The sequence below is a fragment of the Polyangium mundeleinium genome (assembly GCF_028369105.1).
GTDB classification, from domain to species: Bacteria; Myxococcota_A; Polyangia; order Polyangiales; family Polyangiaceae; genus Polyangium; species Polyangium mundeleinium.
Genome location: NZ_JAQNDO010000001.1, coordinates 12,829,903 through 12,855,686, shown reverse-complemented (window position 1 = coordinate 12,855,686; position 25,784 = coordinate 12,829,903). Strand labels below are relative to the sequence as shown.

24 protein-coding genes and 1 tRNA gene are annotated in these 25,784 nt (G+C 68.9%); 11 read left to right on the top strand and 14 right to left on the bottom strand.

Annotation, left to right across the window (positions count from 1 at the left end):
* Positions 1-117 precede the first annotated feature (117 nt).
* Positions 118-3,072, top strand: a complete 2,955-nt coding sequence (locus POL67_RS50890) for a carboxypeptidase regulatory-like domain-containing protein (protein WP_271929940.1) — start codon at positions 118-120, stop codon at positions 3,070-3,072.
* Between the two features lie 10 nt (positions 3,073-3,082).
* On the opposite strand, the gene POL67_RS50885 is transcribed toward POL67_RS50890, so the two are convergent.
* Both POL67_RS50885 and POL67_RS50880 read right to left on the bottom strand, forming a co-directional pair.
* Positions 3,083-4,261: a hypothetical protein gene (locus POL67_RS50885; RefSeq protein WP_271929937.1), complete on the bottom strand. Its 1,179-nt coding sequence runs from the start codon at positions 4,259-4,261 to the stop codon at positions 3,083-3,085.
* A 212-nt stretch (positions 4,262-4,473) separates the two neighbouring features.
* A complete protein-coding gene (locus POL67_RS50880) occupies positions 4,474-4,869 on the bottom strand; it encodes a hypothetical protein (RefSeq protein ID WP_271929935.1) in 396 nt (131 codons plus the stop codon).
* 218 nt (positions 4,870-5,087) lie between these two features.
* Here POL67_RS50880 and POL67_RS50875 point away from each other — a divergent pair, with 218 nt between their 5' ends.
* The gene (locus POL67_RS50875) at positions 5,088-5,843 is read left to right on the top strand and encodes an HAD family hydrolase (protein WP_271929933.1); all 756 of its coding nucleotides are present in this window, start codon (positions 5,088-5,090) and stop codon (positions 5,841-5,843) included.
* Positions 5,840-7,174 carry a hypothetical protein gene (locus tag POL67_RS50870; protein WP_271929931.1) on the top strand — a complete coding sequence of 445 codons (1,335 nt, stop codon included), beginning with the start codon at positions 5,840-5,842 and terminating at the stop codon, positions 7,172-7,174. The genes POL67_RS50875 and POL67_RS50870 overlap by 4 nt, the downstream gene beginning before the upstream one ends.
* On the opposite strand, the gene POL67_RS50865 is transcribed toward POL67_RS50870, so the two are convergent.
* Positions 7,171-7,623, bottom strand: a complete 453-nt coding sequence (locus tag POL67_RS50865) for an acyl-CoA thioesterase (RefSeq protein WP_271929930.1) — start codon at positions 7,621-7,623, stop codon at positions 7,171-7,173. The genes POL67_RS50870 and POL67_RS50865 overlap by 4 nt on opposite strands.
* An 89-nt stretch (positions 7,624-7,712) precedes the next feature.
* On the opposite strand from POL67_RS50865, the gene hpt reads away from it, so the two are divergent.
* Complete coding sequence (gene hpt / locus POL67_RS50860) at positions 7,713-8,240, top strand: hypoxanthine phosphoribosyltransferase (protein WP_271929927.1); 528 nt, start codon at positions 7,713-7,715, stop codon at positions 8,238-8,240.
* Complete coding sequence (locus tag POL67_RS50855; RefSeq protein ID WP_271929925.1) at positions 8,237-8,551, top strand: tetratricopeptide repeat protein; 315 nt, start codon at positions 8,237-8,239, stop codon at positions 8,549-8,551. Before hpt ends, POL67_RS50855 begins: the two co-directional genes overlap by 4 nt.
* On the opposite strand, the gene POL67_RS50850 is transcribed toward POL67_RS50855, so the two are convergent.
* From POL67_RS50850 to POL67_RS50840, 3 genes are read right to left on the bottom strand one after another with little or no spacing between them, the layout of a single operon-like run.
* Positions 8,521-10,044, bottom strand: coding sequence for a replication-associated recombination protein A (locus POL67_RS50850; protein ID WP_271929923.1), 1,524 nt, complete (start codon positions 10,042-10,044; stop codon positions 8,521-8,523). The genes POL67_RS50855 and POL67_RS50850 overlap by 31 nt on opposite strands.
* A 1-nt stretch (position 10,045) precedes the next feature.
* Positions 10,046-10,570 carry a TlpA family protein disulfide reductase gene (locus tag POL67_RS50845; RefSeq protein ID WP_271929922.1) on the bottom strand — a complete coding sequence of 175 codons (525 nt, stop codon included), beginning with the start codon at positions 10,568-10,570 and terminating at the stop codon, positions 10,046-10,048.
* Positions 10,571-10,608: 38 nt separating this feature from the next.
* Positions 10,609-11,301, bottom strand: a complete 693-nt coding sequence (locus POL67_RS50840) for a YggS family pyridoxal phosphate-dependent enzyme (protein WP_271929920.1) — start codon at positions 11,299-11,301, stop codon at positions 10,609-10,611.
* Between the two features lie 173 nt (positions 11,302-11,474).
* Here POL67_RS50840 and POL67_RS50835 point away from each other — a divergent pair, with 173 nt between their 5' ends.
* Complete coding sequence (locus tag POL67_RS50835; RefSeq protein ID WP_271929917.1) at positions 11,475-11,870, top strand: hypothetical protein; 396 nt, start codon at positions 11,475-11,477, stop codon at positions 11,868-11,870.
* Positions 11,871-12,261: 391 nt separating this feature from the next.
* On the opposite strand, the gene POL67_RS50830 is transcribed toward POL67_RS50835, so the two are convergent.
* The 3 genes from POL67_RS50830 to POL67_RS50820 form a co-directional block, all read right to left on the bottom strand.
* A complete protein-coding gene (locus POL67_RS50830) occupies positions 12,262-12,768 on the bottom strand; it encodes a cyclic nucleotide-binding domain-containing protein (RefSeq protein ID WP_271929914.1) in 507 nt (168 codons plus the stop codon).
* On the bottom strand, positions 12,759-13,661 hold the full coding sequence (locus POL67_RS50825) for a hypothetical protein (protein WP_271929911.1): 903 nt from the start codon (positions 13,659-13,661) through the stop codon (positions 12,759-12,761). Before POL67_RS50825 ends, POL67_RS50830 begins: the two co-directional genes overlap by 10 nt.
* A gap of 67 nt (positions 13,662-13,728) precedes the next feature.
* On the bottom strand, positions 13,729-14,178 hold the full coding sequence (locus POL67_RS50820) for a GNAT family N-acetyltransferase (protein ID WP_271929909.1): 450 nt from the start codon (positions 14,176-14,178) through the stop codon (positions 13,729-13,731).
* A gap of 92 nt (positions 14,179-14,270) precedes the next feature.
* Here POL67_RS50820 and rpe point away from each other — a divergent pair, with 92 nt between their 5' ends.
* Genes rpe through POL67_RS50805 form a run of 3 tightly spaced genes read left to right on the top strand, consistent with a single transcriptional unit; the run spans position 14,271 to position 17,307 of the window.
* The gene (gene rpe / locus POL67_RS50815; RefSeq protein ID WP_271929906.1) at positions 14,271-14,996 is read left to right on the top strand and encodes a ribulose-phosphate 3-epimerase; all 726 of its coding nucleotides are present in this window, start codon (positions 14,271-14,273) and stop codon (positions 14,994-14,996) included.
* On the top strand, positions 14,993-16,372 hold the full coding sequence (locus POL67_RS50810; RefSeq protein ID WP_271929904.1) for a hypothetical protein: 1,380 nt from the start codon (positions 14,993-14,995) through the stop codon (positions 16,370-16,372). Before rpe ends, POL67_RS50810 begins: the two co-directional genes overlap by 4 nt.
* A complete protein-coding gene (locus POL67_RS50805; RefSeq protein WP_271929902.1) occupies positions 16,369-17,307 on the top strand; it encodes a PLP-dependent cysteine synthase family protein in 939 nt (312 codons plus the stop codon). The genes POL67_RS50810 and POL67_RS50805 overlap by 4 nt, the downstream gene beginning before the upstream one ends.
* On the opposite strand, the gene POL67_RS50800 is transcribed toward POL67_RS50805, so the two are convergent.
* Positions 17,304-18,140: an amidohydrolase family protein gene (locus POL67_RS50800; protein ID WP_271929899.1), complete on the bottom strand. Its 837-nt coding sequence runs from the start codon at positions 18,138-18,140 to the stop codon at positions 17,304-17,306. The two genes, POL67_RS50805 and POL67_RS50800, sit on opposite strands and share 4 nt — an antisense overlap.
* Positions 18,141-18,326: 186 nt before the next feature.
* On the opposite strand from POL67_RS50800, the gene POL67_RS50795 reads away from it, so the two are divergent.
* Positions 18,327-18,413, top strand: a tRNA-Ser gene (locus POL67_RS50795).
* Between the two features lie 312 nt (positions 18,414-18,725).
* A complete protein-coding gene (locus POL67_RS54435) occupies positions 18,726-18,914 on the top strand; it encodes a helicase-related protein (RefSeq protein WP_373372391.1) in 189 nt (62 codons plus the stop codon).
* Between the two features lie 301 nt (positions 18,915-19,215).
* On the opposite strand, the gene POL67_RS50790 is transcribed toward POL67_RS54435, so the two are convergent.
* The 4 genes from POL67_RS50790 to POL67_RS50775 form a co-directional block, all read right to left on the bottom strand.
* Positions 19,216-20,502, bottom strand: a complete 1,287-nt coding sequence (locus POL67_RS50790) for a hypothetical protein (RefSeq protein WP_271929896.1) — start codon at positions 20,500-20,502, stop codon at positions 19,216-19,218.
* Positions 20,503-20,509: 7 nt separating this feature from the next.
* Complete coding sequence (locus POL67_RS50785) at positions 20,510-22,696, bottom strand: hypothetical protein (protein ID WP_271929894.1); 2,187 nt, start codon at positions 22,694-22,696, stop codon at positions 20,510-20,512.
* Entirely contained in the window at positions 22,693-24,210 is a 1,518-nt protein-coding gene (locus POL67_RS50780) for a DUF1501 domain-containing protein (RefSeq protein ID WP_271929892.1), read from the bottom strand. The genes POL67_RS50785 and POL67_RS50780 overlap by 4 nt, the downstream gene beginning before the upstream one ends.
* Before the next feature lie 182 nt (positions 24,211-24,392).
* Positions 24,393-25,676, bottom strand: coding sequence for a JmjC domain-containing protein (locus POL67_RS50775; protein ID WP_271929889.1), 1,284 nt, complete (start codon positions 25,674-25,676; stop codon positions 24,393-24,395).
* Between the last annotated feature and the right edge of the window lie 108 nt (positions 25,677-25,784).

Genomic DNA, 25,784 nt, shown 5'->3' with positions numbered 1-25,784 from the left:
GGAGTTCGCATCCTCGATCCCTGGGCAGAGGACTGACCACACGCGCGCGGGATCGGCCTTTGACGACCGGCCCTTGCCGCTGGTCCCCTCGCGCCATGCGCGCTAGCACCGAACAACGTGAGCACCCCGCCCCCCGCTCCGAAGCCGTCGCGATACGCGCGGCTCGTCGCGCTGCTCGCGACGCTCGTGAGCCTGCTCTACGTGGCGGGTCTCTTCGATACGCGGCTCTCGCCGTTCGACCTCGCCATGCAGGCGCCCGCGCTTCCCGCGGTGCTCACCGCGCGCGACGCCGATGTGCGCGTGGCCATCGTCGACGAGCACGATCGCCCGCTGCCCGGGGCCGTCGTGCGGCTGTTCTCGATCCAGGGCGGGACCACGTACTTCGCAGGTGAAGCGCGCGCAGGGGAGGACGGCGTCGCTTCGCTCGAAGGCATGCCGCGTGGAGAAACGTGGCTCCTCGCGTATGCCGAGGGGCGCGCGCGGGGGTCGGTCCGGGTCGTGCTCGGCGCCGGGGAGCGCGTCGTGAGGCTCGTGCTCCAGCCGGCCGCGGCGATCGATGTCGTTGTCGTCGACGAGGCCGAGAAGCCGTTCCCCAGCGCGAAGATCACCGTCACGGGCGGCGATCCGCTCCCGTTCGTGGCCATGACCGGCGCCGATGGACGCGCGCGGGTCGATCGGCTGGGGCAAGGGCCGTTTTCGGTGCGCGCGACGGCGCGCGGGTACGACGATGTCGTGCGGACGGGGGTTTTGCCGGGGCCGGTTCCCGTGCGGATCAAGCTCGAACGGCTCGGCGCGTTCGAGGTGTCGGTCGTGGAGGCCGACGGAACGCCCGCGCCCTACGCGCGCGTGCTCTGCGGGGGCGCGGGGCTCTGGCCGGCGCGCAGCACGGTCGCCGATGCGAACGGGGTCGCGCGGATCGTGGGGCTCCGGCGCGGCGGGTACGATCTGAAGGCCGAGCTCGGTGAACGCGTGAGCGCGACGGAGCTCGGGGTCGAGCTCGAACGCGCCGTGACGAAGCCCGTGAAGCTCGTGCTCGGCGCAGGCCGAAGGATCACGGTGAAGGTGACCGACGGCGAGTCCGAGGACGCGCCGCCCGTGAAGGAAGCGAGCGTCGTGCTCGCCGAGGAAGGCCTGAGCCCCTTCCCGATCCACGGTCGCACGGACGCAAAAGGTGTGGTCGTGCTCGGCCCGATCGCGCTCGGCTACGCGACCGTCAGCGCGCGCGCCCCGGGCTTCGTGCCGCGGAGCGCGGTGCCCGTCGACGACGACGCGACCGAGGTGCGTGTTTCGCTCCTGCGCGGCGGCGCGCTCGTCGGCGAGGTCGTCGATGATCGAGGTTTTCCCGTCGGCGGCGCGACGATCGAGGTCGTCGGCGTGGACATCGAGGGCATGCCGATCGACGAGACGAGCGCGATGGCCGAGTTCCGCGACGATCACTTCGACCTCGCGCTCCCCGGCCCGCTCCCGCTCCTGCCCATCGGCGAGCTCGGCGTGATGCCCGGCCCCATCCCCGATCTGCCGCGCGCCGGGGCCTTCGCTGCCACGTCGCTCGGCGGCGGGGATCCGTGGGTCACGCGCGCGGACGGCGAGTTCCGCGCCGAGCCCATCCCGCCCGGCCGCGTGCACGCGATCGTTCGGCACCCCGACTACGTCGAGGCCGAGAGCGAGACCGTCACCATCGTCTCCGGCGGCGAGGCCCGCGTGAAGGTCGTGCTGCATCAAGGCGGCTCGCTCGAAGGCCGCGTCGTTGATGCGGATCATCGCCCCGTCTCCGGCGCGCGCATCGAGATCGCCGCGGCCGCCGGCACGCTCGAGCGCGTCACCTACACCGATGACAGCGGCAGCTTCGCGTTCGCCGCCGTCCCGGACGAGGTGTTGATCAGCGTCGCGCGCCCCGAGACGCCGAGCGACGTCGCGGCGCGGCTCATCGTCGAGATCCCGGATCACGAGCGCAAGGAGGTCGAGATCGTCCTGCCGCGCCAGCGCGACGCCGTCGTCGTGCACGTCACCGACGATCGTGGCTACCCGCTCGATCGTGTCGAGGTGCGCGCTGTCTCCCTCGACCCGACCGTTCCGCTGCGCCGCACGTTCTTCACGGACGACGATGGCGATGTGGAGATCCCCGACGCCGCGGGTTTGCCGCTGCGCTTCGTGCTGACGCGGCCGAGCAAGGCGCCGCGCGTCGAGGAGGTCGAGATCGCGCCGGCGAAGCTCACGTACGAGCTCGCCGAGGGCATCACGGGGCGCGGCGAGGTCACGGGGAGGGACGGACGCGAGCGCATCGAGGGTGCCGAGGTCGTGGTCTACACGGACGCGGGCGTGCGTCGCGCGCGCAGCGACGCCGAGGGCGCGTTCGAGGTGAAGGACCTCGCGCCGGGCCGCGTGCGGATCGTCGCGTCGCATCCGGACTGGGCGATGAACGAGAAGATCGCCACGGTCGCGCCCGCGCCGAGCCGCGAGGTGGATCTCGGCGCGGTGGATCTCGCCGAGGCGGGCGAGGTCGAGGGCACGGTGATCGATCCGAACGACGAACCGGTTGCGGGCGCACGCGTGGCGGCGGGGCTCGTGCCCACGTACTTGCCACTCGGCCCGCTCCCGCGTGGTGTCGTCACCACGGATCGCGAGGGCCACTTCAAGATCGTCGGCGTGCCCGAGGGGGATGCGACGATCGAGGCGTATTCGTCGGACCTGGGACGTGCGTCGACGGCGGTAAAAGTTCGCGCGGGTCGGAGCACGTCACGCGTGGACATCACGCTGCCGGGCGAGGGGAGCGCGAAGGGCGAGCCGAAGGGCGCGGGCAGCATCGCGCTGACGCTTGGCGAGCGGACCGAGCGCGGGGCGAAGGTGATCGTGGTCGTGATGGTGCCGCCGAACGGCGAGGCTGAGCTCGCAGGGGTGGAGCCGGGGGATCGGCTGATCAAGGTGAACGATCGGGAGGTGCGGACGATCGAGGATGCGCGGAGGCGCATTTCGGGGCCGCTCGCGGAGGATGTGGTGCTGACGCTCGCGCCGGACGGGGAGGGGGAGAAGCCGCGGAGGCTCAGGGTGCGGCGGGAGCGGGTGCGGCGGTAGCTCCGCGCGGTCACGGGGAGTATGCTCTTCGGCGCTCCTTCGATTTGTCCCGCGACCGGCTGAGGTCTGAGCGGCGCTTCTCCGGCTTCTCCACGAGCGTGCGCCCGCTACGGCGCGGGTTGGCCTCGCTGTAGGTGGTGGTCTCGATCCGCGGTGGGACGTAGGTCGGCGGGAGAGCGGCCTGCCAGCGGTAGTCATCGTCGTCGACGGGTTGGCCAAGGACGAGCTCCACCTTGTCGTCGAGCTCCATCCTGTCCACGGACTTCTTCGGCACTTCGGCCGGGAGCTTGGGATCGAACTGCAGGAGCAAGCTCTCCCCCTGCGCCGTCGACGGGATGGACCGGAACCCGCACGTCTTGTGACTGATCCCCATGGCCTCGAGGATGGAGGCCTGGCCGTGCTCGTCGATGCCTTTGAAGCCATCACCGAAGTACCACACGAGCACGTCGCGAACGTATTTACTGCGCGTCGCATCCCGCACCGACTCGTCCACCTTCGGAAACTTCATCACGGCCTGGAGCTTCTTGCCGAGCCGCTTCCAGTGTCCGTGCCGGAAGGCGGTCAGTGCTTTGGCCTGCTCGACCTGCTTCGCGAGGACATTCGGATCGACGCCGGGCGTGTACGGCTTGCTCGAGCACGCGCGGATGACTTGCGTGTCCATCGATGGATACAGGATCTCCGCGACGTACGGCACGTCTTTCCAGCCGGCCGCCTTGGCGTGGATGTGCCCCTCGCTCTTCTCGGCCGTCAGATCGAGCCACGCCGCGTGTTTCAGGCCGTACTGGAGGACCACGTCGGGTCGCGTTGCGCCTTGCGCGACCTGCAACGCCTTCGTGTATCCAGATGGCGGATCGCCCAGGTAAAACAGCGTCGCCAGGGATTCGATGACGTAGCCGAACGCCGCTGCGAGCATGTCGACCTTCCCTGTGGCCAACACTCTTTCCCAGAGCTCGACCCATCGCGCCATGTGCCCATCGCGCACGCTCTCGTCGTAGTCCGGGAGCAGGGGTTGGGAAATGACGTAGAAGTAGGCGTTCTCGACGGCCTTTCGGACGGCTTCGGTGAACGCGAGCACGTCGGTGTTCCAGTTCAAGGGCGATTCGGGCCAGTGCCATTTCACCGTCGCGCCCACCACCGCGGCGCTCACGCGCTGCGCGATGCGTGGCGCGCCGACGACCGCCCTCGTCACGGGCAGCGTGGCCGGATGCGGAAGACGCTCGACGACGCTGCTGCGTTGGAGGGTGGCTGCGTGCGGGGGAAGCGCGGCGATTTCGCGGCGCTGGAGGGTGGCCGCGGGGGGGGGGCGGGGGGACGATCCCCCCGCGCTGGAGGGTGGCTGGATGCGTGGGACGATCGATGCCCAACGTTTCCAGGTCCGGCGCGAGCGGGTGCGGCGGTAGCTCAGTTCTGCACGGACTTCACAAGCACGATCTCCCGACCGTCCCCGATCCGCCACCGGAGCTGACCTTCTCCGACGAACTGCAGCTCTGCCTCGTCGCGACCTCCCTCCTCGCGCAGGAAGCTCACGAGCAGGCGGTCGCCGTTGGCCTCCGTCACCCGGAACGAGCCGGTTCGCGGCGATTCTGCCGGGATCGTCACCGTCACCTTGTTCCCGGTGAACTCGAACGCCGTGCCTTTCACCCAGCCCATGGCCTTGGCGAGGTGCGGCTCCGGCACGTTTTCGATCGATTCTCCGAGCCACCGCCCCTGGAGCCGGTCCTTCGGCGTCTTGCCGCATCCCGACGCGAACAGGGCGACGGCCGCCAGCACGAGCGCCGTCTTCTTGGAAAAACGCATGGGCCTCCGACCGACGAAGCAAGGCCGCGATCTCCACTCGCGTGCCAGGTCCGCCGGCTGGGCAAAACGTTAAGGGAGCCTGGATCCTGGGGCCAACAAATGTAGGAGATCAGGCGACAATGTGCCGACGTGAAGGTGTGACCCCTACGTCCCTACGCCTCGGGGTCGCCACCTTCGGCTGGACAAGGAGCCTCGACCTGCGCCAAGGCTAGCGTCCGGTGGGAGCACTTTTCACGCATCGAAGGCTCGGCGAGGTTGAACGCAAGCGGCTGCTCCGCGAGGTGCTGGAGCGGGCGCGGGATCGCTCACGCGGCACGGGCGTCGTCGTCTTCGACCTCGACGGCACGATCATGGACAACCGGCCGCGGGTCGTCGCCATCCTGCACGAGCTCGCCGACCTCTGGCGGACGCGACACCCGAGCGAATCGGCCGCCCTCGCCGCTGCCGGTATCGACGACGTCGTCTACGGGCTCGTCGACACGCTGCGACGCCTCGGCGTCAGCGAACCAACGCTCCACGAAGAAGGCTTCCGCTTCTGGCGCGAGCGCTTCTTCTACGACCCGCATATCCGCCACGACACCGAGATCGCCGGCGCCCGCGACTACGTGCGCGCTTGTTACGACGCCGGCGCGGTCATCGTGTACCTGACGGGCCGCGATCTGCCGAACATGGCGCTCGGATCCTTCGCGAGCTTGCGGGATCTCGGTTTTCCGATCGGCGTCGTCGGCACCGAGCTGGTCACAAAACCCGCTTTCGAGACGCCTGACAGCGTCTTCAAGCGCGAGGTCGCGCCGGCGCTCTCACGGCTCGGCGAGGTCATTGCCGTCTTCGACAACGAGCCGGCGAACTGTAACCTGTTCCTGGAGATCCACCCCGCGTGCACGACGGTCTTCGTGGACACCCAGTACGCCCCCGATCCGCCGCCGCTCGATGCACGTGCCCACGTGATCCATTCCTTCGAGCTCGAGCCATGAAACCGACTGTCGCGCTCGCCCTGCTTCTCCCGGCCCTCGCCGCGTGCGAGGCGCCGCCCGGCTCGCCCCCTTCCTCGACCTCCACGACCGACGCCGCGAGCCCGAACGCGAGCATCCTGCCCGCGCCCCTCGCCACCGAGGCCGAAGAGGCGCAGCACGACGCGGGCGGTCCCGTCCCCGACGGCGGTCCGATTGGCCTCATGGCCGATCCCTCGGGCCGGCTCATCATCCCCGACGCGGGCACGCCGCCGCCGGGGGTTCTTCGCGGCGACGAGGCGATCCCCGCCGAGTCGCCGACCACGAAGGACCTCGCGGGCGCCACGCTCGAAGCTGTCTTCCGCCCGCGCAACGTCCCGCCCGTTCCTCGTGGCCCCGAGATCTCCCAGGACGGCATCAAGGCCGCCGCGGCGCTCACCGCGCCGAAGTGGAAGATCGACCTCACCGACACGGGCCGCATGCGGGTCGAGTTCGCCTCGCGCGCGATGCCGCTGCCGCAGCGCTCGGAGATCCGCGCGCGCATCGATCGTTACGGCCACATCGCCCTCTGGCCCGACGCGACCGACTACCGCGTCGTCCCGCCCGGCGCGCTCCGCACCGTGCTCGGCGAGCGTCGTGTCGACGTCACGCCCCTCTCGCCCGGCGTCGCGCGCCCGCTCGGCGAAGGCAAACGTTTGCAGCTCCCCACGCGCAAGGTCGAGATCACGTCGAGCCTCGGCTCGGTGCGGCTCGAGCTCGGCAAGTCCGCGGAGATCGGCGAGGGCGGCGCGCTGCTCTGCCGCGCGCTCGTGGAGATCGTCGGCGTCGATCCGCGCACGACGGTTTGTCAGGGCGGCGAGGTCCCGCTCGCGGCCGCGTACACGTGGCAGGACGGCGGAGGCATCGACTTCGAGGTCACCACGATCACGCGCCGCACCGACATCCCCACGAACGAGACGCTCGTGCCGCCGCCTGGCTCGACGTACCAGCCGAGTGGCCTGCCTGCGTCGCCTGGCGGTGTGTTCCTCACGCGCGAGGAGGTCACGGCGTTCCGCTCGTCGGCGCTGCAGCTCCCGCCGCCCACGGATCCGCTCGCGCCGGGCGAAGGGTTCGTCGCGGTGAACGCGTCCGACATGCTCGCGTACGTCCTCGTCGACGGCGTGCCCGTCGTCGCGGTCCCGCCGAACGATCAGCGTTACGTGATCGGCACGCTGCGCGGCCGCTACGTGATCCAGTGGCGCACATTCCTCGGCGATCGCATCGGCCCGGCGAGCACGCTCGACCTCCCGGCGCGCTTCACGTTCGGCGAGGTCCCCGATGCGGGCGCGCCGGACGGGGGCGGCAGCGCGAACTAAACCGTCTCGGGGCTCCGAAACACTGCGGCGATCTCCGCCGGCAACCGCTTCGGCGTGAGCTCGTTCCCCACGCACGCGAGCAGCGTCTCGCCTTCACAGAGCACGTCGGCGCCGCGCAAGATGCGATAGCTGAAGCGCACGGTCACACGCGTCACCTCGGCGCACGTGGTCTCCACGACGAGCGTCTCGTCGAAGCGCGCGGCTTTCCGGTAGCGGAGCTTCGCCTCGACGACGGGCAGGTGGATGCCCATCTCGACCCACTTTTCGTAGGAGATCCCGCGGCGATGGAGCCAGTCGACGCGGCCGGCTTCGAAGTAGGTCAGGTAGTTCGCGTGGTGCACGATGCCCATGAGGTCCGTCTCGCAGAAGCGGACGGTGAGGGTCATGCGGCTCGTGAGGTGCTCGGGGAGCGGCTCGGCTCGTTCGGTGCGCGCACGGGGGTCGGACATGATGCGAGTGGCCGCATCTAGCAGCGATCGACGAGCGACACCACGTCCACCTAGGCGCCCCGCGCCGCCGGTGCTACCTCGCGCTCTCGATGGCCACCAACGTCTCCACGATGATCGACGCCGAGAGCATCGCGCAGCGCGTGCGCGAGCTCGGCGCCGAGATCACGCGCGACTACGCCGGGCGCAACCTCGTCCTCGTTTGCGTCCTCAAGGGCAGCTTCGTCTTCACCTCCGACATCGCGCGCCACATCGATCTCCCGATGCGCGTCGAGTTCCTCGGCGTGCGCAGCTACGGCGAGGACACCAAGTCCTCCGGCGTCGTGCAAATCACCCACGACCTCACCAAGCCCGTCGAGGGCGACCACGTCCTCCTCGTCGAGGACATCGTCGACACGGGCCTCACGATCGCGCACCTGCTGGAGCTTCTCCGCACGCGCAAGCCCGCGAGCGTGAAGGTCTGCTCGCTCCTGCACAAGCCTGCGCGCACGCGCATCCAGGTGCCGATCGACTACCTGGGCTTCACGATCGAAGACAAGTTCGTCGTGGGCTACGGGCTCGATTGGGCCGAGCGTTACCGCAACTTGCCGTTCATCGGCCTCGTGGAGTCGTCGTCGTGAGCAAGCGCCTCGCGGTCCTGGAGAGCATGATTCAGAAGGGGTCGAAGGATCCCTTCGCCTGGTATGCGCTCGCGATGGAGTACGCGGGGGCCGATCGGATCGACGACGCGCTCCGCACGTTCACGTCGTTGCGCGACATGGATCCGAACTACGTGCCGCAGTACCTCATGTGCGGGCAGATGCTCGTGAAGGCGGGGCGCGTGGACGCGGGCCGCGAGTGGCTCGAAGAGGGCGTCACGCGGGCGCGCGGCAAGGGCGATTCGCACGCGCTTTCGGAGATTCAGTCGGCCTTGTCGGCGCTCGACGATTGAGCGTTCGGTTCGGTTTCCTCTTCCCCCTCGGACGACGCCCTCACCCCCGACCCCTCTTTCGACGCTTGGGGGCTACGCTCGGACGAGCCGAGCTGCGCCCCCAAACCCCCCTCACGGGAGAGGGGAGGAGATTGCTGCGCGCGGATCCATCGCACGCGCTCGGCGATCACCTTCTCGTAGCCGCGCTCCGTCGGCTCGTAGAAGTGCGTCCCGGCGATCGCGTCCGGCAGGTACGTCTCGCCCCACGCGATGCCGCCCTTCTCGTCGTGCGCGTAGCGGTATCCCGTCCCGTAGCCCTCGCGCTTCATGAGACCCGTCACCGCGTTGCGTAGCTTCATCGGCACGGGCAGGCTGCCCCTCTCGCGCACGACCTCCTGCGCCGCATGCCACGCGGCGTTGCACGCGTTCGACTTCGGCGCGCACGCCAGGTAGAGCGCCGCCTGCGCGAGGAAGTAGGTCCCCTCGGGCATCCCCACGCGCTGGAACGCCGCGTCGGCCGCGACGGCCACGTCGAGCGCGCGTGGGTCGGCGTTGCCCACATCCTCGCTCGCGAAGATCATCATGCGCCGCAGCAGGAACAGCGGATCGTCGCCCGCCTCCAGCATGCGCATCAGCCAGTAGATCGCCGCGTCCGGATCCGAGCCGCGCATCGATTTGATGAACGCGCTGATGACGTTGTAGTGCTCTTCCCCCGCCTTGTCGTAGAGCAGCGTCTTCTGCCCGCTCGTCTGCACCACGTCCTCGCGCGTCACCCGCGCGCGCCCCTCTCGCTTCGCCTCGTCGGACGCGATCTCCAGCGTCGTCAGCGCCCTCCGCGCGTCGCCGGCCGCGAGCTTCGCGATCGCCTCGATCGCCTCCTCGTCTGCACCCACCGACCCCGCGAGCCCCTCCTGCGATTCGATCGCGCGCCGGAGAAGCTCCGTGATCCCCTTCTCGTCGAGCAGGTTCAGCCGGAACACGCGGCACCGCGACAGGAGCGGCGCGTTCACGGCGAACGAAGGGTTTTCCGTGGTCGCGCCGATCAGCGTGATCGTCCCGTCCTCCACGTGCGGCAAAAACGCGTCCTGCTGCGCGCGGTTGAACCGGTGGATCTCGTCGACGAACAGGATCGTCCGTTTCCCCTCGTAGGCGCGTGCCTCCTTCGCCGCGGCCATCACCACCCGGAGCTCGGGCACGCCGCCGAGCACCGCGTTGAACGGGACGAAGCGCGCCCGCGTCGACTCCGCCACGATCCGCGCGAGCGTCGTCTTCCCCGATCCCGGTGGCCCCCACAGGATCATCGACGGCACCCGATCGGCCGCGATCGCGTGCGCGAGCAGCTTCCCCTCGCCGACGAGGTGCTCCTGTCCGACGAGGTCCGAGAGCGCGCGCGGCCGCATCCGCTCGGCGAGCGGCACGAGCTCGGCGAGCTTGGGATCACGCTTCAGCGCGGCCTCGAACAACGTCGGGCCCGCGTCCTTCTCGCCGCCGCGAGGGCTTCGCCGGGCCGTCATGTCACCGGTCCATCAGCGCGAGCACGGCGCGCTGGATGCTCGACGGATCTCGCCCCACGAAGCGCACCGTCCCCGATCGATCGACCACGAACGTCGTGGGCACCTGCGACACGCCGAACGCGTACTGAAGCCCGTGCCCGCCGTCGTGCACGATCGGAAACGACACGCCGAACGCCTCGGCGCCGGCCGCGGCCTCGTCCGGGCTGTCGTCCACGCTCACGCCCACGACCACGAGCCCCTCGGCGCGTCGATCTTGGTAGAGCCGTTCGAGCGCGGGCATCGTTTGCTGACACGAGCCGCACCACGATGCCCAGAAGTCGATCACGGTCACGTGCGTGCGCAGCGTGCCCGGCACATCGACGGAGCGCTCGTCGATCGCGGTCTCGTGGAACGGCGGCGACGTGGCGCCGAGCAGCGGATGGCCCATCGACACAGGCATGGCCGGCGCGCAACCGAAGAGGCCGATCGCGCCTGCGCAAGCGAGCGCGCTCGGCGTGGCCGCGATGGAACGAAGAGGACCGCGCATGGTGATGCTCGAACTCTAGGCCGCCTCTTCCGCGAAGGCTATCGGGCGCCGAAGATGGCCGTACCGACGCGGACGATCGTCGCGCCTTCCTCGATGGCCACGTGGAAATCGTGGGACATGCCCATCGACAGCTCGGGCAAGAGCGCGGGCGCTTCGAGCGTGTCGCGCAGCGCGCGCAGGCGCGCGAAGAACGGACGGACGGCCTCGGGATCGTCGAGGTAGGGCGGGATCGCCATCAGCCCCACGACGCGCAGATGCTCGGCGCGCCTCGCCGTTTCGAGCAGCGCAGGCAAGGCCTCGGGCGCGCATCCGGCCTTCGACGCCTCGCCGCCCACGTTCACTTCGAGCAGCACGTCGAGCTTGCGCCCGAGCGCGCCGGCGCGTCGATCGAGCTCCGTCGCGAGCTCTTCGCGGTCCACCGTTTGGATCACGGCGGCCACGCTCGCGGCCTGCTTCGCCTTGTTGCGCTGGAGCGCGCCGATGAAGTGCAGCCGCAGCTCTGGCAGGTCCGCGAGCGCTGTCGCCTTTTGCACCAGCTCTTGCACGTAGTTCTCGCCGAAGTCGCGCTGGCCTGCGGCGAATGCGGCGCGGATCGCCTCGGGCGGCTTGGTCTTCGACACCGCGACGAGCCGCACCGAGCTCGGGCTCCGCCTGGCTCGGATTGCAGCTTCGTCGATGCGCGCGCGCACGGCGGCGAGACGCGCGGAGATCGTGCTTTCGTCCTCGTTCACAGGGCCTCACGATACCGCGCCCCGCGCTTCTCGCGAGCGACGCACCTGTGCCAGAGGTCAGCGCGATCCGGGCGTCCGGAGACGTGCCAAGCTGTGCCGCTCTTGTGCCCGTTTCCTCGTGGAAAGGACGTTGCACGTCATGGCATGATGGTTGCGGCATAACGTCAACAGCCATGCGAAAGCTCCTCGTCCTCTTCGTCGTCACGGGTCTCGTCATCTCGGCGTGTACCTTCAACCCGCAACCTGATCCGCCTGGAGCCGAGTCCGGCACCGCAGGCGCGGGCGCGAACAACGCGGTGGGCGCAGGTGGCGGCGGCGGCGGCGGCCCGTCCTCGGGCAGCGCTGGCGGCGATACGACGAGCGGCGATGGCGGCCCGTCCGGGTCGGGTGGTGAAGGCGGCGCTGGTGGCGAGGGCGGCGCAGGTGGCGAGGGCGGCGCGGGTGGCGCCGGTGGCTCCGGCGGCATGGGCGGCGCGGGCGGCGCGGGTGGCGCCGGTGGCGCCGGTGGTGCTGGCGGCGCCGGTGGTGCCGGCGGCGGTGGTGGCGTGGGCGGCGCGCGCGGCAAGTAGCCGAGACGGATCGACGCCCTCCCTCCCAACGACGGCCCCACCCTCGTCCTCCCAACGCTCACGATGACCGGCGGGGTCGACACGCGTCGACCCCCTCGGTGCACGCTGACCGGCGGGGGTCGCCTCGTTTCGACCCCCTCGGTACACGCTGACCGGCTGCGGTCGACACGCGCCGGCCCCCTCGGTACACGATGACCAGCTGCGGTCGACACGCGTCGACCCCCTCGGTACACGCTGACCGGCGGGGGTCGCCTCGTTTCGACCCCCTCGGTACACGCTGACCGGCTGCGGTCGACACGCGTCGACCCCCTCGGTGCACGACGACCGGCGGGTGTCGACACGCGTCGACCCCCTCGGCAGAACGTCGCGACCGCTCGGCGGTCCTACGACACTAGCTGTTTCGGTTGGGCCGGGTGTACTCGTCGATCACGTTGGCGACGAGCTCGGCGAGCAGGTTGTCGCAGACGCGGAGGCGTCTGGACATCTCGCGCGCGATGTTGAGCACGAGCAGCGAGTAGGCGCGGAGGTCGCGCCGGTAGAGCGAGTCGAGGTCGTGCGCGGTGATGCGAAGCAGCCTCGACGGCGCCACGGCGCGCACCGTCGCCGAGCGCGGGAGCACGTCGAGGATCGACATCTCGCCGAACCAGTCGCCCGGACCGAGCACGGCCACGCGTGTCTCGTGCTTGCGCTTCGACTGCTTCAAGACCTCCATCTCGCCGTCGAGCAAGACGAACATCTCGCGACCGCTGTCGCCCTCGCGGAACACCACCGAGCCAGGCGGGAGCTCGATCATGTCGAGCGAGCCCGAGAGGTCTTGCAAGACCTCATCGCCGAGCCCGCCGAACAGACCGATCTCCCGCAGCCGTTCACTACCCTGGAAGCCGAGTTTCAGAGACATGCGCCGTACGTCACGTTGCCGATGATCACATCCACGGAATCCGCGCCGATCGTGATCGGCGTACACGTCGCGCCCGCGGGACAGCTCGGCGCGTTCACGTTGCAGTACTTCAAGCACTCGTTCACGCCCGTGTTGAAGCACCCGTACGTCGCCGCGCAATCGGCGTCTTCCGTGCACGACGAGTTTTGCGTGCCGCTGCCGGCCTCGCGGCACGTCGTGTAGAGCCGCATCTGCCCCGCCGCCTCGCGCCCGAACGTGCAGCCCGTGCCCGCCGCGCAACCGACGTTCGTCGTGGCGTTGCAGTTGTCCGAGCAGAGCGTAACGCCCGCGACCTGGCCGCCGCTGCCGTCGTTGAGCTTCACGACGCACAAGCCGCCCGGCGCCGTGCACTGCGCGTCGGTCGAGCAGAACTCGCCGCACGTGCTGATCGTCGCCGTCGTCGCGAGGCAGATGCCTCCGGCCGCGCAGTCGTTGTCGAGGTCGCAGAGCCCGCCGATCGGCACGTTGCCCGCGGCCACACACACGCGCGTGCCCGCGTTGTCGACCTGGCACATCTCGCCGGCCGCACACCCGCACTGCGGCGAGACGAGCTTGCAAGGCGTCTCGTTGCACGCGCCGCCGCCGCCGGATCCGCTCGAGGACGACGACGAGGACGAACCCGCGCCGCTCCCCGACGAACTGACCGAGCCCATGCCGCCCATGCCGCCCATGCCGCCCATGCCGCTCGCGGACGACGAGCTGTTCGACGCCGGACCGGGCCCCGGCCCGCTCCCTTCGCCGCCTTCGCCGCCGCCACCACCGGTGCCCGTGTACGAGCTGCCTTTCGCGCACGCGCCGAGCACCGATCCCACGAGCGAAACGAGCGTCATCGCCACGAAAAAGCCTGTTCTCATCGTCACCTCGCGCGAACGGGAGCAAGAGGAAGAAGCGAGAGAAACCTTACGCCCAAGGGGCGAAAGATCAACGAGCGGCGAGCGCCTTCGTGAACACGATTCGTTGGCGACCCGGGCCCGCGTAGTCCTCGACCTCGGCCCTCGACCAGCCGAGGGCGTCATGGAAGCGCACAGAGCCTTCGTTGCCGAGCGTGGTGATTGCTTTCATCTGCCGGCACCCGGCGTCGTGGCAGTCGGCCTCGAACGCGGTGTAGAGCAGGCGCGCGACGCCGCGACGCCGATAGTCGGGGTGGATGCCGACGATGTGCACGTAGCCGACCAGCCCTTCGGGCGCGATGAAGCCGAACAGGAAGCCCACGAGATGCTCGTCGTGCTCCACCACCCGCGCGAGCCTTCCGAGCTCGTAGAAAAAGATCGGGTGCGCGAGCGCGCTCGTGGGGCCACCCCACCAGCGGTCGATCACGCGTACGACCTCGTCGTAGTCCGACTTCTTGAGGGGTCTCGTCGTCAGTTCCACGGCTCCTCCTGCGTGAGCCCGGCTCGGGCTCCCCCAGGGTAGCCGCTCTTGGGCTAGGGACCCCACTCGAAAAACATGCTAGCCGTAGCGCCGTGAGTCGCGACGCGATCCGCATCGCCCCCTCGATACTTTCCGCAGATTTCGGTCGCCTCGCCGAGGAGGTCCGCGCCGTCGAGGCCGCGGGCGCCGACTGGATCCACGTCGATGTGATGGACGGGCGCTTCGTGCCGAACATCACGATCGGCCCGCTCGTCGTGCAGGCGGTCCGCGCCGCGACGCGCCTGCCGATCGACGTGCACCTCATGATCGTCGAGCCGGAGCGGTATGTCGCCGATTTCGCGAAGGCCGGCGCCGACCTCATCAGCGTGCACGTGGAGGCCTCGCCGCACCTGCACCGCACCGTCGAGCAAATCCGCGCCCTCGGGAAGAAGGCCGGCGTCGTCTTGAACCCGCACACGTCGGAGGAGACGATTCGCTACGAGCTCCCCGACTGCGACTTCGTGCTCGTGATGAGCGTCAACCCCGGCTTCGGCGGCCAGCGCTTCATCCCGAGCGTCTTGCCCAAGCTCGACGCGCTCCGCCGCGCCATCGAAGCGCAGGGCCTCGCCGTGGACCTCGAAGTCGACGGTGGCGTCGCGGTCGGCACCGCGCGCAAGGTCGTCCGCGCGGGCGCGCGTGTGCTCGTCGCGGGCTCGGCCGTCTTCAACGCGGCGTCGGGCGCCGGCGACCTCTCCTTCGACGCGCGGGTCGCCCGCTACCGCGCGGCCATCGACGCCCTGCGCGCGGACGCGGCCCAGGGCACGGGGGCTCTGGCGTGAGACGCGCCTGGCTCGGGGCCGTCGCCCTCGCGCTCGCCTCCGGCTGTGGCCCCTCCTCGCCGCCGTCGCGCGCGCCCGAGCCTGCGCCTGCGAATTCCAGCCAGCCGACGCCGCCCCCGCCCCGGGAGATCAACCTCGACGAGGAGAGCGCGCCCGACGCCGAGAGCACGGCGGCGGTGCAGAGGATGCTCCAGCGCGTCGCGCGCGCGCGGGGCTTGCCGATCAAGCGGACCGTACCGGGCAAGGTCCTCGATCGCGACACGATGCTGCGCCGCATCCGCGAGACGGTCGAACAGGACACGCCGAAGGACGCGATCGTCGCGCAGGGCGAGCTGCTCGCGTCGCTCGAGCTCGTCCCTGCCGATTACGATTTCGTCGCCGGCACCTTCGCCCTGCTCGGCGGGCGCGTCGCGGGGTTTTACGATCCGGACGACGGCGCCATGTACCTCGCGGACGACCTCGGCGAGGCGGAGGCCGAGGAGACGCTCGCGCACGAGCTCGCCCACGCCCTCGCCGACCAGACCTTTCCCCTGGCGCCGATGGTCGAATACGCGCCGGGCGCGGGCGACCGCCTCTCGGCCGTGCATGCGGTCATCGAGGGCGACGCCACGAGCGCGATGCTCGACGTCACGCTCGGCTCGGCCTTCCAGATGACCGAGGAGCAGGTGCGATTCGCGTTCGTCGCGTCGACCGCGATGTCCGACGTCGGCGTGAAGACCCCGCGCGCCATCACCTCTTCTTTGCTCACGCCCTACACCGACGGCTTTGCCTTCATCCAGGCCCTGCGCCGCCGCGGCGATTGGCCCGCGGTCGACGAGGTCTGGCGGGCGATGCCCGAGACGACGGAGCAATTGTTACACGTCGACAAATTGCTCGCGCGCGAGCCGGCCGAGGCCGTGGCGCCGCCCGTGCTCGGGGCGCTCGCACAACAAGGCTATCGCGTGCTCATCGACGACGTGGTGGGCGAGCAGGGGCTGCGGATCTTGCTGGAGGATATCGGCAGTCGCGGACAGGCGCGGGACGGCGCGGCGGGGTGGGGCGGGGATCGATTCGTGGTGGCGGCGCGCGAGGAGGGGGCGAAGCGGCGCTTCGCCGTGGCTTTCCGGCTCCGCATGGACACGGTGGCGGACGCGGCCGAGGTCGCGGAGCTCTTCGAGCGCAAATACGGCAAAGGCTGCCGGGAGCGGGATACACTCGGCCCTGTCGCGTGGGGGATGCGGGGCCGGGACATCGCGTTCGTCGCGGGGCCGTACGAGAGGGAGGGGGGACGACCGCGGGCGCGTGGGCAATGCGCCGAGGCGGTCACTTGGCTGGGGGAGGTTTGGCAGGCCGCACCACCGGATGGCGAGGCGGGCAGGGCCCGCGCGGGACGATGACGAAGACGCGCACGATCCTCGACGAGATTGGCCATACCCCCATCGTGCCGCTCAAGCGTATCGGCAAGGGCCTCCCCGTGCCGGTGTACGTCAAATGCGAGCACCTGAACCCCGGCGGCAGCATCAAGGACCGCATCGCGCGGGCGATCGTGGAGGACGCCGAACGACGCGGCTCCCTCCGGCCCGGCGCGACGCTCGTCGAGGCCACGGCGGGCAATACGGGCATGGGCCTCGCGCTCATGGCGGCCGTCCGCGGGTACGATCTCGTCTGCGTGATGCCCGAGAAAATGAGCGTCGACAAACGCGCGGCGCTCTCCTCGCTCGGCGCGCGGCTCCACATCACGCCGAACGATCCGCCGGACAGCCCCGACAATTTCCGCAATGTGGCCGAGCGCCTCGCGAAGACGGAGGGCTGGTTCTTGACCGACCAGTTCCGGAACCCCGCGAACATCCGGGCGCACGAGGAGACGACGGGCCCGGAGATCCTGGTCTCGATGGGCCGCAAGATCGGCGCGTTCGTGGCCGGCGCGGGCACGGGCGGCACGATCACGGGCGTCGGCCGGTATTTGAAGCGCATTGCGCCGGGCGTACGTATCGTCCTCGCCGACCCGCGCGGCTCGGTCCTGGCGCATTGGGTGGAGACCGGCGAAATCGGCCCCGACATGCCCTATCGCATCGAGGGCATCGGCGCGAGCCGGCCGCCGGAGTTGCTCGATCGCACGGTCATCGACGAGGCGATCACGGTGAGCGACGAGGACGCGTTCCTCATGACGCGCCGCTTGATCCGCGAGGAAGGCCTCTTCGTGGGCGCCTCCTCGGGCGCCGCGGTGGTCGCGGCGCTCCGCGTGGCGGCGAGCGGCGAGCTCCAGGGTCCGGTGGTCGCGATCCTGGCCGATAGCTGGGACCGTTACTTCACCCGCGAATGGCTCCGCTAGCCGCCTAGCTTGAACACCCGCCGCGCGTTTTCCCCGAGGAACGCCGCGCGCGCCTCGTCATCGAGCCCGAGCGAATCGAGGTTGTCGAGGCAATTCACGGGCGAGAGCATGGGCCAGTTGCTCCCGAACAGCACCTTGTGGCGCCCGTGCCCGCGCATGAACGAGACGAGCTCCGGGGGATACCGGCTCGCCTTGTAGGCGGAGGTATCGATATACACGTTGGGGTATTTCGTGGCGAGCGCGATCATCTCGGTCGTCCAGGGATATCCAATGTGCCCGCCGACGATCCGGAGCTCGGGAAACTCGCACGCGACCTCGTCGAGATAAGGAATGGGCCGTCCGGGTTCGCTGGGCCGGAGCGGCCCTGCATGGCCGACCTGGAGGCAAAACGGCACGTCGAGCTCGATGCATTCGGCGTAGAGCGGATAATACCGCCTGTCATTCGGCGGCAGGCCCCAGAGCCAGGGCAGGATCCGGAGCGCGCGCATGCCGAGGGAGCGCACGGCGCGCCGCAGCTCGCGCACGGCGTCCATGGGCCGAGCGAGGTCGACGGAGGCGACGGAGGCGAGCCGGTCGGGATACCGTCCGACGAACGCAGCCACGTGATCGTTGTCGAGCATCGGCCCCGCAGGCCCCCACCAGGCGGAGACGAGCGCGACCGAGACGGACGCGGCCTCGAGCGCGCCGAGGGTGAACGCATCGGGAATGACGTCCGGCAGCGCATCCGCCTCGACGCCCATCCACCGCCGGAGCGTGGCGAACAGGGGATCACGCAGGAACGGGCCGGTAGGATGCTGGATCCAGGCATCAACGACGAAGGCAGGCGTGTTCATGGCACCTCGGCGAGCGAGCATCGCACGCCCCGTCCGCGCGGAGGAGGTGCGACGAGCGTCGCTCCGTGGTAGGGCTGTCCCAAGCACCACGCCCGGGAGGCGACCGGGACGAGGAGAGGACGGAGGGCGAGCAGCAGGGGATTGACAAACCAGGAAGAGAAAGCCGATATGTTCGGCGTCCGTTCGGGAGGAGTGGCCGAGTGGTCGAAGGCAGCGGTTTTGAAAACCGCCGTACCCGGAAGGGTACCAGGGGTTCGAATCCCTTCTCCTCCGCTGATTTCTGTAGGGATCTTAGCAGCCTGTGGACTTATCTGCTGCGCGCCCCGAATCGTCGGTCGACATCGCTCGAAATCCTTCAGGATTCCTCGCTCCGTCGCCCTAGCTTCGGGGCGCTCGCGACGATAATTCCACAGGCTGTTAGGGAGTTGGAGCGGTCGCCGGGGTGGCCAGGAGCGGACGGCGGCGGACAGGTCTGGACGCAGGTTCTGGCAAATTTCTGGCAAGCGGGAGGGGCGGCCCGGATCGCGGGAGACGCGAACGGGAGATGCAGGAACCGAGGTCTATTCGCGAGCGTTCCCTGCGTCCTTGAGAGAGCGCCACGAAGTACACGCCGATGGTGAGATGAAGGAGGACGAGCGTGCGTTCGTGCTCGAGAGGCTCTCGAAGGGTGAGCTCCGCGTCGCGTCGAACTGCAACATTCTCACGGAGGGATGGGATTTGCCGCAGTGCTCGTGCGTGGTCCTCGCGCGGCCAACACGGTTGCGGTCGCTATGAAAGCAGATACGCGGACGGGGAAAAATCGATTGCTTCATCCTGGACTACGCTGGGTAGCCGAGGCCAATGATACGCCGCTCATGAGGCTGCGTTGAAAGCGTGCGTTTGCGGTATACGAAAAGACACGGCGCCGAATGCGGATGCCGTAACGAAGGAGCTGGAGAGTACAGACAGGATCTCGATGCCAACCCCCGCGACCTAATGCCGCTTTCGGGAGCGGTCGCCGCGCGCTTCCGAGCGCTTCCAGTGCCAATGACGGGCGCTCGCGGTGTGGGGCCTCTCCGTCACGGCCCGAGCGAAGCTACTCGAGCGGCGCGCCGTTCAGGATCCACGTGCGGATCGACGTGATTTCCATTTCTGTCAGGGACTCGCCTGCGCTTGGCATGAGCGCCGTCATTGGGGCACGCGACTCGCACGCCGGGTCCACCTTGCAGAGCAAGTAGCTCGCCGCCGGCTGGCCCGGCACCACGCGCAGCACGCTCGGCTGCTGCGTGGAGGCCACGCTGATCACGTCCTTCACGAACGCTGCCGATGTCGGCGTCAGGTCCAGACCTCCCGCCCTGGCCGCCTCGGTGTGGCACCCCTGCGTCGCGCAGCGCGAGCCCATCAACGTGCGCACGCTGGACCAGGTCCCCGTGGCATTGGGATCGGGCGCGTCCGGATCGAGCGGGCAGCTCGCGTAGTCGATGGGCGCGAGCGCCTCCGGCGAGTCCGGCGTCGCTCCCTCGGGCAGACCGCGAACCCAGCAGAAGAGAGCGCGCGTGGCCAGCGGGCTCCAGGTGCGCGGGATGAGTGGCATGCGCGGCCCGTACTGATCGTCGAGCAGGCGGCGGTAGAGGTAGCTGCGCTTGGGATCACCCGGATGCACCTGCGACCACGGCGCAGGGGCGCCGTGAGCGATGCCGTTGCCGTTGGGATCGCCCATGCGCACGTGATCCTGATCCACCACGCGCACGTCCAGGAAATCGCGCAGCGCGATCGGCGCGCCTCCAAGCTCGATCTTCACCGAGGTCGCGTCGCTCCCCGGCCCCACTGCTGCGCCGTCGAGTGGCACGCTCTTCACCTCCGCGCCCCCGTCGTCGAGCCGCCGGATGCGCGCGCCCATCACGTCGAGCGAGGGCGGCGCCGCGCCGAGCGAAAGCTCCACGCTGGCGGGCGGGAACGGCGCGTCCGACGGCACGATCACGCGCAGGATCTCCAGATCCATACCACCCAACACCAGCTTGTCGCCGGGCCGCTCGCACTCCTCGGGCACGAGCGAAGGATCGGCCGGCGATACCTGACAGGGCGCGTTCACGAGCGCCAGCATGTCGCCCACCGCGTCCAGCTCCGGATACTGCCGCGCGTGATGACAGACGCCCTCGTTCAACGCGCACGTCCGCACCACGCCCAGCGCATGCAACGTCGTCACGTCCGGATACACCGCCGCAGCCGGATCCACAGCGGTATCGCCGCCGCCCGCGCCGCCGCCACCACCGCTGCCGCCGCTGTCGCCGGGCTTGATCTCGCGGTCCTGATCGCCGCAGCCCACCGCAACGCTCAGGACCGCAAGGGCCCTGAGCGCGCGCCACCTCATCCGCACGACCACGCGTCGCTCACTTCCTCGTCACAGTGACGGTGCCCGGGCCGCACGTCATCGTGTACGGCGCCCCGATGTTGCCGAGGAAGCCCGCCACGTAGCCGCACGTTGCCTCGTACGAGACCTCCGGCGGCGAGAGCTTCGGCACCTCGCGCGTGTCCTTCGCCGGCTGTCCGCCCATCATGAACTGCGGCGACGACACCAGCTCTCCGCACAGCGAGCGCAGCTTGCCCTCCAGGTCCGTGACGTCCGTGTCTGCGAGCGACCTCCCGAGCAGCGCCTCCATCTGCGGCTTCTCGCTCGTGGGCTCCACCCACGGCTCGCCGATCAGCCGATCCTTGAGCGCGATCACCGCGTCGCCCACCGTCGCGCCCGGCGTCTGCGTGACCCGTTGGGCGACCTTCGCCACGAAATCGTTGGCGCCCCATGAGCTGCACGCCCCGTACATCGACTCCCACGACAGCCGCCCCTGGAAGTCGAGCCCGCGGAAGCCCGGCTCGCCGTCCTTCAGGAAGAAGCCGATCGCGGTCTGGAACATCTCCTCGTCGGTGCCCTCCGGATACTCATTGATGAACGGCCACTCCATCGCGCGGTGCAGCGAGCGCCGCAGCGGACGCGACGAGATCGCGAAGACGCCGTCGGCGGGGCTATTGCCGCGCCGGGCCAGATCCATCTCGCTCAGCGTCCACGGATCGAGGATGCGCGCCACCTCGTACGGACCGCTGCCGCAGCCCTCCTCCGGCGCCTTCAAGTTGAACGCCGGATGCGCGAGCACGTCGGCGAGTAGCGTCTTCAACGAGAAGTGCGACGCGATGAAGTGCTCGGTCAGCCCCATCAGGATGTCGCGCTGCTCCTGCGTGCGCGGGAAGTAGGTCGCGATCGTCAAGCGCGTGCCCATCACCTCCGCCCACACCTGCTCGACCACGTTCTCCGCCAGCAGGTACGCAAAGGCCTCGTCGGGATCCGCCAGCTTGTTCCCGGGCAGGCGCTGTAGACCGTGCGCTGCGAGCAGGTCCACGCCGCGATGCAGCGCGCGCTCGAGGTCCCAGACGCTGGCGCGAAGGCCGCGGTTCGGCGCGTCCGGCGTCGAGCGGATCGATCCGAAGTAGGTGTCGACGCCGAGCGGATCGTCCTCCTGCGGCTGCTGGAACATCCCGCACGACAAGCCGTTCCATCCGTACGGCGCTTGGTCGCCGGCGTCGGCCACGCCCCAGTAGCGCAGCATCGACAGGCCGCGCAGCTCATCCGTGCCCTTCTCGGCTTGCTCCTCCACCGGATGCAGCCCGTTCGACGATCCGTACAGCGCCACCTCGAAGAGCCCCGGCACCGGCCAAGCGCGGTTCAGCGATGGATCCTCGTTGTACGTCACCGAGAACTCGCTGTTGTGGCAGGACAAACAGACGAGGTCGCGGTGGATGTACGCGCTGTGGAAGATCGCGCCGAAGTTCTGGCGGCGCGCGCGCTCCATCTCGTACGGACCCACGGCCCCCGCGGTATAAGGCCGTGAGAGCATGGCAAAGAGGTGCGCGCGGTAGACCGGCGAGAGGTCGTCGAGCGCGATCGACGAGCTCAGGAGTTGGTCCATGGTGAAGCCCGGCTGGAGCGGGTTCGTCGACGAAGGGTCGTTGTCGCGCACCCACGCGGCCAGCGCGCCATCATCGAAGGCCTCTGCCAGCGGCGTGCCGTAGCAGTCCTTCTGCGACTTCGTCTCGACGCGCACCACCTTCAGCGCATCCATGAAGAAGTCGCTCCAGCGCTGCCGGAAGGCGTCCTCGTTCGTCAGTGCGCGCATCACCAGCTTGCGCGCGTTCACCAGATCCTCGCCGCCGGGCGGCAGTGCGCCACTGGGATCGACGTCCTTGCCTGCCGCCAAGAGGTCCGCCTTGCGGATGCCCGCGATGACGTCCTCGTACGCGTTCACCTCGGCCTGGCCCCAGGGCCGCCGCCCCGTGACGGCCAGGATCGCGCGGCGTACCCAGGCCTGATCGCTGGCCTGGCACTCGGTCCACACGTGGCTCGGCGTCGGCGGAGGCCCTGCGTCCTCGCCCGCATCGCCGCCTGCACCATCGCTGCTGCCCGCGCCGGGGCGCGACGGGCTCGGATCGACGCCGCTACCGTCGCAGGCCGGCACGGAAGCTGCCAGCGAGGCGCTCGCGAGCGCCAGCCACAAAGCCCTCACCTTCCAGGCTCCGCGCGCGCTCACGACTGCACCCCCAGCTGCCGCTGCTGCACGAGCTGCGCCCCCTGAAGCTCCGTGGCCGCGCCCGGCACGTCGGATACGTTGTAGCTCTCCTGCGCGAACGGCCAGATTCCCAGCGCGAGCAGCGCCGCCATCCGGTTCTCCTGCGCCGTTGATGCTTGCGTCGCGCGGGCGTCGGGCCCGCACGCGCCGAAGACGCCCTTGCCCGTGCCGCGCACCGGCCCGCCGATGAACACGATCGGGAAACCGTAGGGCCAGTGATTACGCCCCCCTTCCGCCTGCTTGAACGGGGTGCGCCCGAACTCCGTGGTCAGCACGATCATCGTCTTGTCGAGGTCGAGCTTGTTCGGGTCATTTTCACCCGGTTTGTTCACGACCGAGAGGAGCGCCCGAAGTGTGTGCGATAAGTTTCGCGATTGTGTATGGGAATTCTCGACGTGTGTGTCGTAGCCGCCGCCCCCGTCAGCCGAGATCAGGCCCGTGTCGATGACGCAGACGTACCTCGCGGGCGATATGGGGTGCGTGAGCAAGTGCGTGGCGAGCTTCAGGTTCATGGTCATCGGGTCGACTTCCACGCTGTCGCCACAGTTGGAGGCGCCAAACTTCTGGAAGTACTGCGGCTCAAGGACGTTCATGATGGCGCTCGCATTGGCGATCGACGACGAGGCCGCGACCAGCTCCCCAAGGCGTGGTGAGCGCAGCGGATCGCCCTGTCCTCGCCAGCGCAGCCGCGCCTGGTAGCGCTCGATGTGGCCATTCATCAGCGCGTCGTACTGCGCGCGGTTCGGGCCCACGCTGCCGCGCGCGAGCAGGCTCGCGAGGTCACCTGCCGCGTCCACCTTGATGCCGAGCGGCCGCGCCGCGCCAGGGTGCATGCCGATGGCCACCGAGGTGCGGATGTTGTCGGTGGGCAGGCCGGTCGCTTCGTTCGACATCAGAACGTAGGAGAATGGCGCACGCCCAGGGCTGGGCTCGCGCTCGAGGAAGTAACGCTGGATATGCGCGCCCAGCCCTGAGAGCGCCGGATGCCCGAGCCCACGTCCAGCGAGCGCCATGGGGATCGCCCCCTCGTGCGGCTCGAGGTCATGTGCGGTGATGGATACGCGCACCCTTTGCATCACGTCCGGCCGCTCCCGTAGCGGCATGACGAAGGGGCCGAAGTGCACGGACTTGCCGTTGGCGTCGCCTGCGAATGGCTCGGTCAAATCTCCCGAGAAGCCGCACTGGTTCACGGCGGACAGCACTTCGCCCGAATTGAGGAAAGCGTACCAGCCCGTGCTGTCGGCCTGGCCATACTCGGGCACGCAGTAGAACGACTCGTACTGGCTGATGCCGCCGTAGAGGAAGATTTCGAGGATGTTCTGCGCACGTAGCTCCGGCGGGAGCATGATGCTCTGCGCGTCCTTGGGCACCTCGCCGAATGCGCGGGCTTGTCGCATTCCCCAAAGCGAAACGCCGACACCGCTTGCCGCCGCAGCCATTGCGGCTGCGCTCTTGAGAAAATTGCGACGCTTCAAGCAACCCTCCGACCGTTGAGGTCCACGGCCTGTACGCTCCCGAAGAGAGATCGACCGCAGCGCAGCAGCAGTGTGACTTTAAAATGTGCTCACTGTCAATGGTCCAGCTTGCACAATTGCGCAGATTTCGCGTCGGTGTAAAATTCTACACCACGCCCTGACCTCGCCGGGGTCACTGCATGCTAGCGAAACATCGCGAACGAGCCCAGGAGTCCTCCCAGCACCTTCATATCCATTGGATGGACCTGAAGTCGTCCCTGCTCGAGAAGCGCGGGGCCGTCGGCGGGGCTCGCCGCGAATTGCAGGAAATCAGCCAGCGATGAGGATATCCTCAGGGAGGGGCTGGGGTGTTCGCCTTCGCTGATCTGCATGATGCCATCCGCCAGCTCGATATAGAATGCTTCCGGCTGCTGGCCGGCGATCAGGCGGAACTGGGCGATCAGCGAGAGGCCGCTCGTTGCCTCGGGGACGAAGGTCTCGCGCATACGCTGGCATACCTGCGATGCGCTTTCGAAGGTCGGACGCGTGGGCAGCACGTCCGTCGCGCGCATCGGACCGACCGCGGTATCCAATGCGGCCAGCAGCGCTTCCATTTGCCTGAGCGCCCGCTCTGTCGTGCGATGCGCCGGCCCACCGCTGCCCCCCGGTACGGGCCGACGCCATTCAGCGTGTGCCAGCAATCGACGATGCAGCTCGCGCAGGACGATGTCGGCGCACGAGGGGGTTCGGAATCCGATGGAAACGGAGAATGACTCGTCACTGCCAGCCTCGGTCTGGTGCCAGTAGCCTCGCGGCACGAAGAGCACGGAGCCTGGTCGAAGCAGCACGGTTCGCAAGTCGGAAGGCGCAGGATCCGCGCCCCAGCTTGCTGCCTCCGGTGGGGCGTAAGCATGCAATTCGCCAATGATGGGCGTGCCTGCTACGTGATTGACGGTCGGATAGCGCACTGCTGGCTGCTGCGATATGTGCCATTTTTTGGTGCCGTGGATCTGGATGATCAGCACATCGATGGCATCGAAATGGCGGTTGAAGCCCATGCCAGGCCGTGAGAGGGCGCCGATCGCGTCCACGGTTCCTGGCATCACACCCGTGAGCTGCTCCAGATATTGCGTGAATGCACCCAGCATGGGAATGCTGCGTTGCATGTTCGGGAAGGATACGGTCATCCCGCTCTGATAAAGCACGGCCGCCTTTGCTGGCGGGAGGAAGACATTGCCAAAGCTATTCGTCGTTGTTGGGTCCGCACGGAAGACGAGCTGCACGTCTTCCGGATGGGTGTGGAAGAGCGATGTTGGATTGCGCAACTCTGGCATATGAAAAAGGCTGGAGACGCGCTCGGGATCTCCCTCGATGTGGAGGAACCTCTCCGGCCAGTACTCGTCGACGAACTGCTCGGCCGTGAGCGGCTCGAACAGGCGAGCAAAGGACGCTGGATCGACAGGTGGAAAGGCACGTGCATGAGTCATGTTCGTGTGTGCACACTAACACGGACTGGCGCAGATGCATAGGCGGTAGTTAGCCCGCATCCAGTCGAACTGCTACGATGGTGTACCCCTACACCGCGTGAGCCAAGG